Below are 14490 nucleotides of genomic sequence, written 5' to 3' on the forward strand. Positions count from 1 at the left end.
GATTGGTCCTAATTGGCCCGATCTAGGTACCAGCCCGGGCAGGCGTGACGTAGCCGGGTTTTTGCGAATTCGTTGTTGCCGTTACGCGAAGGTTGATCGGCGACGCCCCGCGATCGGTGGCCGGGCAGGCACTTGCCGTGCCCGGCCCCGTGCTCAGCCCGTGTACAGAGGCCGGCCCGCAGTTTCCTCGGTTCGCATTCTCCACACGAGCATTGCCCCGAGCGCGCTGAAGCCGAACACCGCCAGCACAATCCCGATCGACGCGCCTTCATTCAGGATGAAGCCCACGAACAGCGGCATCAGCATGGAGGCCGCGCGACCGACCGAACTTCCATAGCCCAGCGCGAGCGCACGGACGTTGGTGGGGTAGCTCTCTGCGGTGTAGGGCCAGAGGGCAAAGGTGCCGTAGAACATCGTGACCTGCGCGACGAAGAACAGCGCGAAGATGTGATACGGCTGTGTCGGGGCGAACGTCGCCATGATCAGCAGAGGCGTTGCAGCGCAGATCAGGCCACCCATTGCCATCGGGCGACGCCCGAACCGATCGATCAACACGCCGCCGAGCACCAGCGCGATCCAGTGGAACACGCTCGTCGTGGCCGTGAAGGTGAGCGCCTGCGCGACCGGAATATGGAATACCTTCACATAGATGGACGGCACCCAGGTCGTCATCCCGAAGCTCGTCGCCATGGTCATGAACCACAGCAAGGTGATCGTGAGCGTCTTGCGCCGGTACGGCGCGGAGAAGAGCGTGAACAGATTTGCGCTGCGGGGCCTGCGTGCCGCCTCACGGGGAGTCTCCTCGACGAAATCGACCGGCTCCGCGCCCAGCTTGCGCAGCGCGTTGTTCGCCGCATCGAGCTTCCCGCGGCGCATGAGCCAGCGGGGCGATTCCGGAAGGGTCAGCCAGACCAGCGGGATCAGGATCAGCGGCAACGCGCCCAGCCCGAGCATCCAGCGCCACCCCAGATAGCCGATGACGAAGGGGCTGGAGATCGAGGCGACGCCATAGCCCGAAAGCGCGAGCGTCTGGAAAATGCCGAAATAGCGGCCACGCGTCCTGGTTGGTGCGATTTCGTTGATGTAGCTCACGGCAACGGGCAACGCGCCACCGATCATGATCCCCTGGATCAGGCGGAAGATGAGCAAAGTCACATAATCCTGCGCGAAGGCGCATGCGACCGCCAAGAAGGTCATCCCCACCGCGGCGCAGGTATAGACGGGCAAGCGGCCCAGCCTTTCCGCGATACCGCCCAGCGTGACGGCCCCAAGGAATTGCCCGGCGTAACAGGCCGAGATCAAAATACCCATGACAAGCGGATTGAGCTGCCACTCGATGGAGAGCGTGGGCATCACATACGCCATCGCGATGCTGTCCCACGAATTGAACAGCGTGATGACGCCCAGCAAGATCGGTGCCCACCAATTGTGGCGGAAGGTCTTCAGATTATCCAGGGTCGCGGTGATCACCGCTTCATTGGCGGAATCGCTGCTGGCCGCTTCAACAGGCGTCCCATGATGCGCGCCTGCGCTGCCGGACGGACCCGGTGCATCGCCGCTCGAACTCATTCTCCCCTCCACCTCAGCTTTTCCAGCCCGTCTAATCACGCGGGGATGGCAAACGAAAATGGGCGGACGGGAGCGGATATGGCCGCTGCGATGCGCCGATCGCGGCGGGCCTGGCACCGGGCCAACTAGTCCCTGACCGGCGGACGCGTCCGATCGAATGATTCAAGCGGGATGGGCGCAGCAATTATTGGACAAATTCGATAATTCAGGGAAATTCCCAGAATAAGCCAGAACATCTCTGCGCGTGATTTTACATGTATTGAGTGCGTCACTGAATTTTGACTTGACACATATTTATGTCTCCGGAAGACAATGCAGCGCATTTTTCAAATTATTCCGCAAATAACGATCGCATGCGATATTTACTTAGATTTGCGACGCCATATTCGTGCGCGCCGCAAATTCTATGCTTCGCAATTTAGCAACGTGAAAAGGGTCAGACGGGACATTGCCCCGCCTGACCCTCCCCCCCGCCTCCCTAGCGGAGGCATCGGCGCAGCGCTTCAGCCCGCCGTATCGAGTTGATCCAGGCTGCGGCGCGCCATTTCCCGGCTGGTGAACACCCAGAGCAGCAGCACGATGAGCGTCGACACCGCGAGCGCCAGGAATACGCCGCTGACCGATCCGGTGAACGAGAGCACGCCCGCCACCATCAGCGGCGTGAGCGACGAAGCCGCGCGCGCCACGGCACTCGCCAGCCCCAGCGCCGTCGAGCGGACATGGGTCGGGAACACCTCCGCAGTGTAGGGCCAGAGCAAGGTGAAGCTCGATCCCGACGTGACCCAGCCCAGGCCGATCAGGAAGATCGACAGCATCGCCCCGTGATTGCCCAGGAACGAAAGCGCGAGCGTGGTGATGAGCGTGGCCGACGCGATCGCGACCCCGGTCGGACGGCGGCCGACGCGATCGAGGATGAAGGCGAACACGATCGGCGTGCAGCCATAAGCGACTCCGATCCAGGCCGCGATGTTCAGCGACTGGGGCACGGTGAGGCCGAACACGTCCACATAGAGCGTGGGCGTCCAGGTCGCGAAGGACTTCGACACCAGCGCCGTGCAGAACCACATCAGGCAGGTGAACAAGGTGAGCATCCGGATGCCCGGAGCGAACAGCGCCGCGAGCGGCGCGCGCGGCGGCTGCGCGGTGGGGCGCAGATCGACGTTTGCGCCGTGGATCGGCCGCGCGCCGAGCTTGACGAGCGCCCGGTTGGTTTCCTCCAATCGGCCCATGCGCGCCAGCCAGCGCGGCGATTCCGGCAGGGTCAGCAGCACGAACGGCGTCAACAGCGCCGGGAACGCGCCGATGAAGAACATCATGCGCCAGCCCAGGGTGGGGATGATGAAGGCGCTGGCGATCGCGCAGAGCGAGAAGCCCGAGATCATCAGGAACTGGAAGGTCGAGAAATAGCGTCCGCGCGACGCGGTGGGCGCCATCTCGTTGATATAGGAAGCGACGACCGGCGTAGCGCCGCCAAAGCCCACCCCCTGCATGAAGCGCAGCGCCGCAAACCACATCGGATCATTGACCAGCCCGCAGGCGACCGAAAGCACGCTCATCAGCACGACCGCGATGTTGAACACCGGCATGCGGCCAAAGCGCTCGGCCAGCGGCCCGAACAGGAGCGCGCCGAGCATCTGGCCCGCAAAGCCGGCCGAGAAGATCAGCCCGATCTGCCCCGCCGACAGGCCCCATTCCTCGCGCAGCGAAGGCATGACGAAGCCGGCGACCGTCAGATCCCAGCTATCGCCCATCATCATCAGGCCGAGCGCGATCGGCGTCCAGTAGCGGACCTTCCAGCTCTTCGCCTCATCGAGCCGTTCGGTGACGGCTTCGGGCAGGCTCTGCTGCTCGCTGGTGGAACCTTCGCTCATCCTGTCCTCCCCGGCCCGCGGCCGTTATGTTTATCGTGCCGGCATCGCCTATCGCCCGGTGCGGGCGTAAAGGCGATGCGCGGTGCCGTGTAGAAACTGCCGCCGCTCAGCGGGAGACAGCAATGCAGCCGATTCGCGCGCGGCCTGTGTCATCTCGGCATAGGTCTGCAACGTGTTGCCGAAATCGGACCCCCACATCATGCGCTCCGCACCCACCAGATCGGCAAATCGCCGGACGAAGCGGGCCGCGTCCACCCCCTGCTGCCCGAACAGGCGGTAGTTGATCGACGTCGCCTTGAAGAACACGTTGGGGATGTCGAACAGCGGTCGCAGCGCCGGGGACGGGCCCTCGCCCGCTTCGTCCATGCCCGGCCAGCCGAGATGATCGAGCCCGAGGATGACATCGGGGAAGCGGCGGGCGAGCGCGGCGATGCGATCGATCGCCGCGAGCGCGGGGCCCTGGGGCGTGTACATCAGCGCGACCGGCAGCCATTGCTCCGATGCAACCTCCCAGGTGCGGATCGCGGCGTCGGAACAGAGCCAGGGATAATCCCCCTCCGGCCCCGCGCCGCCGGTCAGCCGCAAGCCGACGATGTTGCGCTCCAGGATGAACTGGCGGAGCTTGCCCGGGGTCGCCGGATCGGCCGCGTCGAGGATGACGACGGCCGACAGCCGGTCCGGAAAGCGATCCGACGAATCGAGCAGGAAGCTGTTATCGGTCTTGTAGATGCTGCTGTACTGGACGCCTGCGCCCGCCTCGACGCCCTGCGCGTCCCACTCCGCGAGCAGGCGCTCGGGCGTGATCGGGTTGGTCGCGATGCGGCGGTGCAGCTCCTCCTCAGAGTGGAAGGAATTGCGCGTGTTCACCGGATACCGCGCGACATCGCCAGTATAGACATGGGCGTGCGCGTCAAAGAGCATGTCGTCCGCGAAGGGCGAAGCCGGCTGGGATGCGATGGACCGCATCGCGCTCAGCGGATCAGCGCCGCGGCGGGCGCGGGCTCGGAATCGGGTTCTGCCCCGCACACGACAAAGCCGCGATAGCCATCCCGCGTCACATCGTCGCAGATCTCCCTGTAGCGATTGAACCCGCCGACATAGGGCATGAACACCCGCGCCTTTCCGGGCACGTTCGAGCCGGTGTACCAGGACTCGGCCAAGGGATAGAGCGTCGCGTCGGCGGTTTCGTTGACATGCTCGACCCAATCGTCCTCCGCCCCCGGCTCGGGCTCGATCAGGCCCAGCCTCTCGCCGGCCAGCATGCCGATACAGCCCGTGATCCAGTTCACATGCTGCTCGATCGCGCAGACCATGTTCGCCTTCACCGAAGGGCTGCCGGGCCCGGTGACGATGAAGAAATTGGGAAAGCCGGTGGTCATCAGCCCCAGATAGGTGCGCGGCCCGTTCGCCCATTTCTCCCTGAGCGGCATCGCCTCGCGCCCGCGAATGTCGATGTCCATGAGCGCCCCGGTGATCGCATCGAAGCCGGTGGCGAAGACGATCGCGTCGAGCGGATATTCCGCACCCTCGGTCCGCAGCCCCGTTGGGGTCAGCGTCTCGATGGGATCGGACTTCACGTCGACGAGCGTCACGTTCGGCCGGTTATAGGTCTCGTAATAGCCGGTATCGAGGCACAGGCGGCGTGCGCCGATCGGATAGTCGCGCGGCGTCAGCAGCTCGGCGGTGGCCGGGTCCTTCACCGTCTCGCGAATCTTCCTGCGGACGAAATCGGCGGCGGTATCGTTGGCCGCCTTGTCGGTCAGCAAATCCTTGTACGAATAGAGGAAGCTGACGCTGCCGCCCTTGCGCCACTTCGCCTCATAGACCGCGTTCCGCACCTCCTCGCTATCGTCGAGGGCGTTCTTCGTGGGAGCTGCGTGGCCCGCAATGCCGAATGGCGTATCCTGCGCCTGCTCGCGCCAATAGCCGTAGCGGCTTTTGTGCGCCTGCAGATCCTCCGCCGCGAGCGGATGATTGCGCGCCGGCACCGAGAAATTCGGAGTCCGCTGGAATACGAAAAGCTCGCGCGCCTCCTGGGCGATCAGCGGAATGATCTGGATCCCCGATGATCCCGTGCCGATCACACCGACGCGAAGGCCGGTGAAATCCACCGGCTCTTCGGGCCACAGCCCGGTATGATACCATTTGCCTTCGAAGTCCTTCAGCCCGGCGAAATCGGGCAGACGGGGCAGTGACAGGTTTCCCGTCGCCATGATGCAGAAGCGCGCGGTGCAGGAATTGCCATCGCTCGTCTCGACGGCCCAAAGCCCGGCTTCTTCATCCAGGATCGCGGACAGCACCCGCGTGTTCGTCTGGATATCGCGGCGCAGATCGAAGCGATCGGCGACATGTTGGATATAGCGCAGGATATCGCCCTGCGCCGAATAGCGCTCGGGCCAGTTCCACTCCTGTTGAAGCTCGTCCGAGAAGGAGAAGGAATATTCGACGCTGTCGACATCGCAGCGCGCGCCGGGATAGCGATTCCAGAACCAGGTTCCCCCGACATCGCTGCCCGCTTCGAACACGCGCACCCGCAATCCCAGCGCCCGCAACCGGTGCAACGCGTAAACCCCAGCGAAACCGGCCCCAACGATGACGACATCATAATCGGATGCGGCATGCTCTTGCCCGCCATCGACCTCGCTATCCGTCACTTGCTCTCTCTCCATCATGATTGGCACCCCGCCGCCCTGCTGCGGCGGTAGAGAAATCCGAATGCCGCCTTGCGAGACCGGCGCACACATGAGCGCCCCGGCGCGGGCAGCGCCCCGCCCCCGGGCGATGCGAACGGGCACCCCGTATCCGGACCGGGCAAGCCCGCCATGAAATGCGCCGCCCGTCCATGCACCCTGGCGTCCCGAGGCTCAGAAACGATCATGCGCGCCTGCCAACGCAAAAAACGAATTCGGTTATCGAAATCGGCGGTAATATGGATTCGACATATCGTAAATATAGATCGATCGTACCAAGCAATGCTGAGCACATCTCAATCGAGTTGGCGGGAAACCTTCCAAAAGCATCTTTGAAAGTATAGTGGCAAATGCACAGCTTATTTTCACAGCACACTTATTGTATTTGCAATATGCCCGAACAATATAGTATAGATGTGTAAATTGCTCCCTGCGCAAGCAGCTATTCGTGATTTAGCAACATCGCGCTGACGCCCTTGTGCTATCAGGCTGCCACGCGGCCGTGATGGCCCCGCGCAGGCCGGACAACCGGCCTCGCTTCGATAAGGCTTGGTGGAGTGCGCATGTCCCAAAACGATGTCGTTCTGGTGATCGGCGGTGCGAACGGCATCGGCGCAGCCTGCTGCGAAGTGATGCATGCGCATGGCTGGTCGATTCTCGTCGCGGACAAGGACGAGGCAGGAGCCGAGGCCACCGCAGCCAGGCTGGATGGACGATCATTCGCGCTCGACGTGACCGATATCGCCGCGATCGAGAGCCTGGCGGATCGGATCGATCGCGACATAGGCCGTCTCGCGGCGCTGGTCGTGTCGTCGGGCATCTTCCAGCCCAATGTTCCGGTGGAACAGGCTCCGGCGGACCTGTTCGACACCATCACCGCCGTGAACCTGCGCGGCACCTATCATGCCAACCGCATATTCGGGGCGCGGATGGCGGCGCAGGGAGGGGGCGCCATCGTCAACATGGCCTCGGCAACGGCGCACGCCTCGAGTCCGAACAACATCTACGGGCCGGGCAAGGCCGCGATCATCAACATGACCAAATGCTTCGCCGGAGAATGGGGCGGCCGCGGAGTGCGCGTGAACAGCGTTTCGCCCGGCATCGTGCTGGTTCCGCGCATCCGCGGACTGAAGGCAAAGGGCGACCGCTATCCCCCGGACCTGGACGAGCAGATGGCGCTGCGCCGCTGCGTGGAGCCGCGCGAAGTCGCCGAGACTGTCGAGTTCCTCGCATCGTCCCGCGCTTCCGGCATCACCGGCACCGACATCGTCGTCGATTGCGGCTGGGCGACCGGCGCACTGTGGAACGCATATCTTGGCGGGCTTCGCTGACCGGGCAGTTCGCCCGAACGAGATTTCAAACAGGGAACCGAACACTATGGACCGGACGGCGCAACTTCTCGCCATTATGGAATTGCAGCGCGGAATCGCCGATTTCTGGCATGACGTGGACACCGAATGGGGCCGGAAGGCCGCACAATTCTACGCCGAGGACGCCGTCTATGAAGCCGAGCCGCTGAAGCTGGTGGGACGCGAGGCGATCCAGCGCTTCTATAGCTGGCGCGAAGATCGGGGAGACCGGACGGCCGTGCACGGCGTGCTGAACTTCCGCGCCGATTTCGAGGACGAGCACCATGCCGTCGCGACCTGGTACATGTTGCTATATGCCTGTGACGGCACACCGCCCCACCCCGCCGAACCCCCGACGCGGATCAGCCGCGTGACCGAGAATTACCGCTGGGACGCAGGCGAAGACCGCTGGCTGTGCACACGCCGCTATGTCGAGAATCTGTTCCGGGGAGGCTCGCAGCTCAACGCGCCCGCAGCGTTGAACAAGGGAGCCGTCCTGCCCTGACCCGAAGAGCCGGGAGCGGCGCTTCAGCCGCCGCTCACGGCGTCCAACTGCTGCGTGAGCTGGAGCAGCTTGCGCGCGGCGATCCCCGCATTGGGCCAGGACGTATAGAAAGCGAGATGGGTGATCATTTCGCCCAGCTCCTCACGCGTGATGCCGTTTTCAAGCCCGGTCTGCATATGGCCGATCATCTGATCGGGGCGGTGCATCGCGATCAGCGCCGCGATCGTGATCATCGACCGGTCGCGCTGCGAAAGCCCGCCGCGCTCCCAAAGATCGTCGTAGAGCACCGACTGGGTATATTGGTTGAAGTCCGGAGCTACCTTGGCGAGCTCCGCGCCCTTCCCGCCATAAGGCCGCATCATGCCGGCTGCTCCGCCGCGCGATCGCGCGCTTCGAGCACTTCCATCAGCTTCGCGACCGCAGAATTGGCGGAGGGCCAGGCGGCGTAGAAAGCGAGATGCGTCATCGCCTCCGCGATTTCCTCCCGGCTCAGCCCGTTATCCAAGCCGTGGTTGAGCTGGGCGGCGAGTTCGTCCGGCCGATACATGGCGAGCAGCGCTGCGATGGTAATCAGGCTGCGATCCCGCTTGGAAAGCCCCGGACGTTCCCAGATCTCGTCGATCAGCAAATGCTGGGTATAATCGCAAAATGCCGGGATCACCGCGCGCAGCGCTTCGTCGTCCGCATCAAGCTGTTTCTGCAATTCCCGCTCCTTCGTTCGGCTCGACCGGCGGCGCATCCTTGATGAGCTCGCGCAGCATTTTCTCCACCACATCAGCAACCAGATCGACGGCGCGGCGGCGGTTGCTGCCGATGCTCACCACCAGCTTGATCGGAATTGCGGGATCGACGATCCGCGAGGCGCGCAGGCGCTCGGCATGCACGTCGCCGGCGATCCAGCCGAGCCGGGCGGCGGCGCTTCCCGCCAGCATCGGCAGGATCAGATAACCCACCCCGTCCTGCACCATCGCGGCGCGGCTGCCAGGCGTGTTCGCCTCTGCCACCACCGTCAGGCTCACGCGCTTGCGCGCTGCGGTGGCGTCCAGCGAACGCCGCCATTCGGTGTGCTGAGACGGCAGCAGCAACGGAAGGCCCGCCAGGCTGGAAAAGGATATCGTCTTGCGCGCGGTCGCTTCGCTTGTCGGCAGACCGACAAGGTAGGTGTCTCCCGACCCGATCTCGCGATCGTCATGGCCGAGCGCCCGCCCGCTGCGCATGAAGATGGCGAGATCCGTGCGCCCTTCCTTCAGATCGGTGCGGATATTGTCGCTGACCGCGTCGCCGATGGTGAGGCGGATATTGGGGTGTATCCGCCTGATTTCATTCACCAGCGGCCCCGACAGATAGCTTGCGATCTGCGGGCCGACGGCGATCTTGACCTCTTCGTCGGCCTCGATGACCTGCCGCTTTCCGCTCCCGATCATTTCCTGTGCGGCCGCGATGATCGTCTCGACATGCGGCATCAGCTGCTCGCCAAGTTCGGTAAGCCGAACCCCGCGCGCATTGCGATGAAACAGGCGTCCGCCACATTCATATTCCAGCGCGGCGAGCTGGCGGCTGACCACCGATTGCGCACAATTGAGGCGCAGCGCAGTCTGATAAAGACTGCCGGTTTCGAGAATGAGCTTCACCATACGAAGTTGGACAAGTTCCACGCTACGACATCCAGATCGTTGTTAATTTCCCGCGGGGAACATCGCACATCGGCAGCCAGCGTCCTACCCCGGCTCCTCGCCGGGCGGCGCAAGAGCGCGCCGCGCCGGCAAAGGCGCCGAACGGGAAGCTAGCCCTTGGCGGCATCCAGCTCGGCAAAAGTCTCCCGGGCGATGCGCGTGGAATCGATGCCTGCGGGCACGCCGCAATAGACCGCCACCTGCAGCAACGCCTCGCGAATTTGCTCGCGCGTCAGCCCGTTGTTGAGTGCCGCCTTGACGTGGAGCTTGAGCTCGTGCGGCCGATTCAGCGCGCTGATCATCCCGAGATTCAGGATGCTGCGTTCCTGGAGCGTCAGCCCTTCCCGGGACCAGACATGCCCCCAGCAATATTCGGTCGACAGCTCCTGCATCGGCATCGAGAAATCGTCTGCGCCCGCCATGGACTTCTCGACGAAATCCGCGCCGAGCACCTGCTTGCGCAGGGCCAGGCCGCGATCGAACTTTTCACTCTTCATGGTCTTCTTCCTCCATTCAATCGTTAGACACGCCGCCAGTCGAGCCAGCGAGAGAGCGTGACGCCGCGTTCCTCGACGGGCGGCACATGCAGCCTGAGCAGATCGCCATGGCATTCGATGCCACGCATCAGATCGGTGCCCACGTGGTTCTGATGGGTCGAAACCTCCACATGGTGGACGATGCGATCCGGGCCGGTCAGCGTGAAGCGGCCGGCATAGGCATCGAAGGTGCGCGCGGATTCCGCGAGCTCCTCAAGCGTCGCGCCACGGCGATCCTCGCTGATCGTGCGGCGGCGTTCGCCGAGCGGGATGGCCACCGCCATGCGGCCGCCGGCCAGATAATGCAGAAAGCCGTTGGGGCTCGTGCCATATAGCGGATTGGGACGAACGACTCCGCCGCGGTCTTCGAACGCCCGGGTAAGCTGCCAGCAGCCAAGGATATCGGCCATGCGCACGGCGCGGTCGCCCGCCGCACTCATCGCGCGGCCATCCGGGTTTCGCGTATCACCGCGTCATCCAAACACATAATCGGCGGGACTGAACGAGCCGACATGCCGGTAATATCGCTCTGCCCGCCACGGCATGTTGACGCTCGTCCGACCGAACCGGTTCACATAATAGGAGCTCTTGCCGGCGCTGGCCCAGATCAAGGCATCGGCGGCCGCATCGATATCCCGGTTATAGGCGTCGAACTTGTCCTGCTGCACCTCGACACTTCGGGCACCGCGTTCCAGCATGGTGGCGATACCCTGGGCGGCGTACCGGCCCCAGATCTCAAGCCATTTGGGCATGGATCCGGAGCGCGGCTGGCTGTTGGGGCCGTACAGCATGAACAGGTTGGGAAAACCGGGCATGGCGAGCCCGAGATAGGCCCGGGCACCGTCATGCTGCCATGCCGCGGAGATCGCCGTGCCCCCCCGCCCGACATAGTCGACCGGCCAGAGATAGTCCTCGGTAACGAACCCGGTGGAGAGGACCACGATATCCACCGGATGCCGCGTGCCGTCATCCGCGATCACCGCATCCGCCTCGACCCGCGCGACCCGCGACGCCACCAGCTCGACATTGGGCCGCAGCAACGCCTCGTACCAGCCATTGTCCTTGACCATCCGGCGGGTCCAGGGCGCGTGATCGGGAATACACTTGGCGAGCAGTTCCTCATTGCCGCCCAGCCGATCGCGGATGGTGCCCACCAGATATTCGCGGAGCCGGGCGTTGCGTTCGTTCACGCCTCCCCGCGCGGTCCATTCGGGATCGAGCTCCTGCAATCCCGGCAGATCCTGGGTCGAATGCCAGTGGAAGCCGAAGCACGCCCAATTCGCGTAATAGGGGACGGTCTCGAGCAGCCATTGCTCGCCGTCTGGCACCCTGTCGTGATAGCCCACCGCCGGCTGGACCCAGTTCGGCGAGCGCTGGAACACCACCACCTGCCCCGCGGTTTCCGCGATCCGGGGCACGAGCTGGCAGCCCGTGGAGCCGGTGCCTATCACGGCGATGCGCTTGTCCGCGAGATCCAGGCGGGCCGGCCAGGCGGTCGTGTGGAATTTCGGACCCTTGAAATCGTCCAGACCCGGAATGTCGGGGATGAGCGGCTTGTTGAACAGGCCCGCCGCGCTGATGATGGCGCTCGCCCGCATCGTCCGCGGCATGCCCTTCTCACGATATTCGACGTCCCAGCATTTGCCCTGCTCGTCCCATACGGCGCGGCGGACCTCGACACCCATGCGGAGGCGATCGGCAACGCCGAACTTTCTCGCGACATGCTCGATATAGTCGCGCACTTCCGCCCCCGGCGCGAAGAGATGCTTCCAGGGATAGGTCTGCTCGAAGGTATATTGGTAGAAGCGGTTGGGGATATCGACGCGGACATCGGGATATTGGTTGGCCTCCCAGGTCCCCCCGGCCCGCTGCTGACGATCGAAAATCGTGAACGGAATGCCGAGCTGCTTCAGATATATCGCGCTGGCGATCCCCCCGAAGCCTGCGCCGATGACCAGGACGTGGAAGCCTTCGGGAAGCGCCGCCCGGATCGACGCAGCGCGCCCCGCGAACGCATCGATCGCGCTGGAGAAAGCGAGCTGCTCCGAGCTGAGGGCGAATTCATCGTCATTTACCTGCCTTCCGGCAAACATCTCGACGAGCTGCCGGACCTCATCGGGTTGGGGTGCCGCAGGCTGGGCAAGCCGCTTGCCCAGATGCTCGACCGCAAGCTCGACCAGCGCCGCGCGGTCGCTGGCGCGAACCATGGTCGCGGAAGAGGCCCCGCCGTTCATCGGCACCTGCTCGACGCCGATTGCCGCAAAGGCCGGGTCGCCCGTCGCCTGAAACAGCGCAAGCCGCAGTGCATTCAGATTGCACGCCTCGACTGCCTGCCGGACGAACTCCGCAGACGTGCCGACAATCGCAGTCTCGGAAAGGCGCGTGACCATTCAGGCCGAGCCCAGGCGCTTGGCGATTTCTTCGGACGATGCATGCGTGCCCTTCACCCCGCCCCGGAACAGCGGGTTCCACGTCCGGCGTTTGATCAGCCAATCGCCATCCTGAAGTACATAGACGTCCTCCAGCCTCGATATCGCGATCGGCGGCGCGCTGACCTGAGGCGGCTCGCCGTCATGGGCATAGATCATGCAAATCCAGGACGACTGCACGCACGTGTCGCTTTCGAAGGTGCACATGAAATTGCTGATCGCGTGGACCACGACGCGCGGCCCGCGGTCATGGCGAAAGGCGTAGAAGGCCGCGATCTCGGCTCGACCGTTATAGGGGGTGCTGCCGTTCCGGATCTCGAAAACCGCGTCTTCGGTATAATATTCCGCAGCATTGCGGCCCCAGTTGAAATCCACGTCATGCCAATATGCCACGAGCTTGTGGTGCAGATCGGCGATCACGTCGCGCTTCTCGGCGGGGGTCACGCGGGCTCCTCTCTTCATTCCGCTCACTACGGATCCAAGGATAATTAGAAACCAGCGCACAGAATTGTCAATTCGCGTATCGGCAACTTATAATTTGCGCAGAACAACATACCAATTTACTTAAAGCATCTGTACCACTCTCGAGGCTCGCACGAAAACATCTCTTTGATTACTTATTTAAGTATTTCGCGCAACATCGAAGATATCAACTTCAATCAGATCACATAATACAATAGAGTACTTTATTTATTCATATGCAGGAGGGGCATGATGGCAGGCTCGAAAAACACTCGATCCCCGGTAAGCCGCTTTTCGCCGGCCGCGCTACTGGCGCTGATTGCATCAGCCTTCCCTGCCGCAGGCGCCTTCGCTCAGGACAAGCATGCCCCCGCCCCGCTATCGATCGCCCGGCAGGGCGCGTTCGAGGCCGGCGGGAGCGAGCTGGGAGAGGGCGCGAACTCCACGTCTTGCGATCACGGCCATGTCGAATATCAGATTCCCGTCCGCCCGCGCGCGACGGCATTGTTCCTATGGCACAGCTCCACCGCAGCGATGTGGCAACGCCGCTGGGATGGTGGCGAAGGCTATCAAAGCATCTTCCTGCGCCGCGGCTTCCCGACCTATATCTGGGATGGGCCTCGCGTCGGGCGCGCGAATTATGGCTGCGAGGCCTACGCGTACACGCCCCTGCCCGGTCGTGATGCGGAGAGCTTTGTCGGCTGGCGCCTCGGCCCGACCTTCGGGAAATGGTTCCCGGGCGTGCAGTTCCCGACCGGCGACACCGATGCGTGGAACCAGGCGGCGCGCGCTCGATACGCCGAGTTCGACACCGTCGCCAACGCTCAGCTTGAGGCGGCGGCAGCCGCAAACGCGCTGGAGCGGATCGGCAAGGCGGTGCTCGTCACCAATTCGGCAGGCGGACTACGCGCGATGCTAACGGCTTTGCGGAGCGACAATGTTGCGGCGATCGTCGCGTACGAGACGCCCGGCTTCGTCTTCCCCGAAGGCGAAGGGCCGCAGCTCGCGCCCGGAAAATTCGGACCCGTCTATGTCTCCGCAGGAGAGTTTCGCAAGCTGACGCGGTTCCCGATCCAGCTCGTCTGGGGCGACAATCTGGATCGATCGCCGCTCTGGAAGAATAACTTCGAGATAGCCCGTTCATGGGTGGAGATCGTCAACAGGCATGGCGGCAAGGCCGAGATTCTGCATCTCCCGGACCGAGGCCTGAAGGGGAACACCCACATTCCCTTTGCCGACATGAACAATGTCGCGGTTGCCGATCTGCTCAGCGAATTCCTGCGCAGGCATCGCCTTGATGGGCGTGTACACGCACCGCACCGGCGTTGACGGTCGCAGTCGGGGCGGACTCCAAGCCGAAGCGTGCTTCGAGCAAGTAGTACGATTTCCTGCCCCAGCACCTCGGA

14 protein-coding genes are annotated in these 14490 nt (G+C 63.6%); 3 read left to right on the plus strand and 11 right to left on the minus strand.

From position 1 onward, the window contains the following. Positions 1-153: 153 nt before the first annotated feature. The 4 genes from SSO01S_RS05810 to SSO01S_RS05825 all read right to left on the minus strand — a co-directional run bounded on the left by SSO01S_RS05810 (position 154) and on the right by SSO01S_RS05825 (position 6094). Positions 154-1569 (minus strand): MFS transporter, encoded by a 1416-nt coding sequence (locus SSO01S_RS05810; protein WP_066796624.1) that lies wholly within the window; start codon positions 1567-1569, stop codon positions 154-156. A gap of 503 nt (positions 1570-2072) precedes the next feature. Continuing rightward, complete coding sequence (locus SSO01S_RS05815; RefSeq protein ID WP_066796627.1) at positions 2073-3440, minus strand: MFS transporter; 1368 nt, start codon at positions 3438-3440, stop codon at positions 2073-2075. Between the two features lie 48 nt (positions 3441-3488). Continuing rightward, on the minus strand, positions 3489-4361 hold the full coding sequence (locus SSO01S_RS05820) for an amidohydrolase family protein (protein WP_169798324.1): 873 nt from the start codon (positions 4359-4361) through the stop codon (positions 3489-3491). 50 nt (positions 4362-4411) lie between these two features. Next, a complete protein-coding gene (locus SSO01S_RS05825; RefSeq protein WP_245646615.1) occupies positions 4412-6094 on the minus strand; it encodes a flavin-containing monooxygenase in 1683 nt (560 codons plus the stop codon). Between the two features lie 599 nt (positions 6095-6693). On the opposite strand from SSO01S_RS05825, the gene SSO01S_RS05830 reads away from it, so the two are divergent. Both SSO01S_RS05830 and SSO01S_RS05835 read left to right on the plus strand, forming a co-directional pair. Continuing rightward, positions 6694-7461, plus strand: a complete 768-nt coding sequence (locus tag SSO01S_RS05830) for an SDR family NAD(P)-dependent oxidoreductase (RefSeq protein ID WP_083942871.1) — start codon at positions 6694-6696, stop codon at positions 7459-7461. Positions 7462-7507: 46 nt separating this feature from the next. Further along, positions 7508-7984, plus strand: coding sequence for a nuclear transport factor 2 family protein (locus SSO01S_RS05835; protein ID WP_066796632.1), 477 nt, complete (start codon positions 7508-7510; stop codon positions 7982-7984). 23 nt (positions 7985-8007) lie between these two features. On the opposite strand, the gene SSO01S_RS05840 is transcribed toward SSO01S_RS05835, so the two are convergent. The 7 genes from SSO01S_RS05840 to SSO01S_RS05870 all read right to left on the minus strand — a co-directional run bounded on the left by SSO01S_RS05840 (position 8008) and on the right by SSO01S_RS05870 (position 13084). After that, the gene (locus SSO01S_RS05840; protein WP_066796634.1) at positions 8008-8346 is read right to left on the minus strand and encodes a carboxymuconolactone decarboxylase family protein; all 339 of its coding nucleotides are present in this window, start codon (positions 8344-8346) and stop codon (positions 8008-8010) included. Continuing rightward, on the minus strand, positions 8343-8687 hold the full coding sequence (locus SSO01S_RS05845) for a carboxymuconolactone decarboxylase family protein (protein WP_066796636.1): 345 nt from the start codon (positions 8685-8687) through the stop codon (positions 8343-8345). Before SSO01S_RS05845 ends, SSO01S_RS05840 begins: the two co-directional genes overlap by 4 nt. Further along, complete coding sequence (locus tag SSO01S_RS05850; protein ID WP_066796639.1) at positions 8671-9618, minus strand: LysR family transcriptional regulator; 948 nt, start codon at positions 9616-9618, stop codon at positions 8671-8673. The genes SSO01S_RS05845 and SSO01S_RS05850 overlap by 17 nt, the downstream gene beginning before the upstream one ends. Before the next feature lie 149 nt (positions 9619-9767). Further along, a complete protein-coding gene (locus SSO01S_RS05855) occupies positions 9768-10154 on the minus strand; it encodes a carboxymuconolactone decarboxylase family protein (protein ID WP_066796641.1) in 387 nt (128 codons plus the stop codon). Positions 10155-10177: 23 nt separating this feature from the next. After that, positions 10178-10633 (minus strand): lipocalin-like domain-containing protein, encoded by a 456-nt coding sequence (locus tag SSO01S_RS05860; RefSeq protein ID WP_066796644.1) that lies wholly within the window; start codon positions 10631-10633, stop codon positions 10178-10180. A 33-nt stretch (positions 10634-10666) separates the two neighbouring features. Next, entirely contained in the window at positions 10667-12583 is a 1917-nt protein-coding gene (locus SSO01S_RS05865; RefSeq protein ID WP_066796647.1) for a flavin-containing monooxygenase, read from the minus strand. Continuing rightward, positions 12584-13084 carry a nuclear transport factor 2 family protein gene (locus tag SSO01S_RS05870; RefSeq protein WP_083942873.1) on the minus strand — a complete coding sequence of 167 codons (501 nt, stop codon included), beginning with the start codon at positions 13082-13084 and terminating at the stop codon, positions 12584-12586. A gap of 252 nt (positions 13085-13336) precedes the next feature. Here SSO01S_RS05870 and SSO01S_RS05875 point away from each other — a divergent pair, with 252 nt between their 5' ends. Next, positions 13337-14413: an alpha/beta hydrolase gene (locus SSO01S_RS05875; protein WP_066796652.1), complete on the plus strand. Its 1077-nt coding sequence runs from the start codon at positions 13337-13339 to the stop codon at positions 14411-14413. The last annotated feature ends 77 nt before the right edge of the window (positions 14414-14490 follow it).

The sequence above is a fragment of the Sphingomonas soli NBRC 100801 genome (assembly GCF_001591025.1).
In the GTDB taxonomy this organism is placed as follows: domain Bacteria; phylum Pseudomonadota; class Alphaproteobacteria; order Sphingomonadales; family Sphingomonadaceae; genus Sphingomonas; species Sphingomonas soli.

What these genes read in the sequence shown, in the direction of transcription:
- SSO01S_RS05810 (WP_066796624.1), bottom strand. Translation starts at nt 1,569, where the DNA reads ATGAGTTCGAGCGGCGATGCACCGGGTCCGTCCGGCAGCGCAGGCGCG.
- SSO01S_RS05815 (WP_066796627.1), bottom strand. Translation starts at nt 3,440, where the DNA reads ATGAGCGAAGGTTCCACCAGCGAGCAGCAGAGCCTGCCCGAAGCCGTC.
- SSO01S_RS05820 (WP_169798324.1), bottom strand. Translation starts at nt 4,361, where the DNA reads ATGCTCTTTGACGCGCACGCCCATGTCTATACTGGCGATGTCGCGCGG.
- SSO01S_RS05830 (WP_083942871.1), top strand. Translation starts at nt 6,694, where the DNA reads ATGTCCCAAAACGATGTCGTTCTGGTGATCGGCGGTGCGAACGGCATC.
- SSO01S_RS05835 (WP_066796632.1), top strand. Translation starts at nt 7,508, where the DNA reads ATGGACCGGACGGCGCAACTTCTCGCCATTATGGAATTGCAGCGCGGA.
- SSO01S_RS05840 (WP_066796634.1), bottom strand. Translation starts at nt 8,346, where the DNA reads ATGATGCGGCCTTATGGCGGGAAGGGCGCGGAGCTCGCCAAGGTAGCT.
- SSO01S_RS05850 (WP_066796639.1), bottom strand. Translation starts at nt 9,618, where the DNA reads ATGGTGAAGCTCATTCTCGAAACCGGCAGTCTTTATCAGACTGCGCTG.
- SSO01S_RS05855 (WP_066796641.1), bottom strand. Translation starts at nt 10,154, where the DNA reads ATGAAGAGTGAAAAGTTCGATCGCGGCCTGGCCCTGCGCAAGCAGGTG.
- SSO01S_RS05860 (WP_066796644.1), bottom strand. Translation starts at nt 10,633, where the DNA reads ATGAGTGCGGCGGGCGACCGCGCCGTGCGCATGGCCGATATCCTTGGC.
- SSO01S_RS05865 (WP_066796647.1), bottom strand. Translation starts at nt 12,583, where the DNA reads ATGGTCACGCGCCTTTCCGAGACTGCGATTGTCGGCACGTCTGCGGAG.
- SSO01S_RS05870 (WP_083942873.1), bottom strand. Translation starts at nt 13,084, where the DNA reads ATGAAGAGAGGAGCCCGCGTGACCCCCGCCGAGAAGCGCGACGTGATC.
- SSO01S_RS05875 (WP_066796652.1), top strand. Translation starts at nt 13,337, where the DNA reads ATGGCAGGCTCGAAAAACACTCGATCCCCGGTAAGCCGCTTTTCGCCG.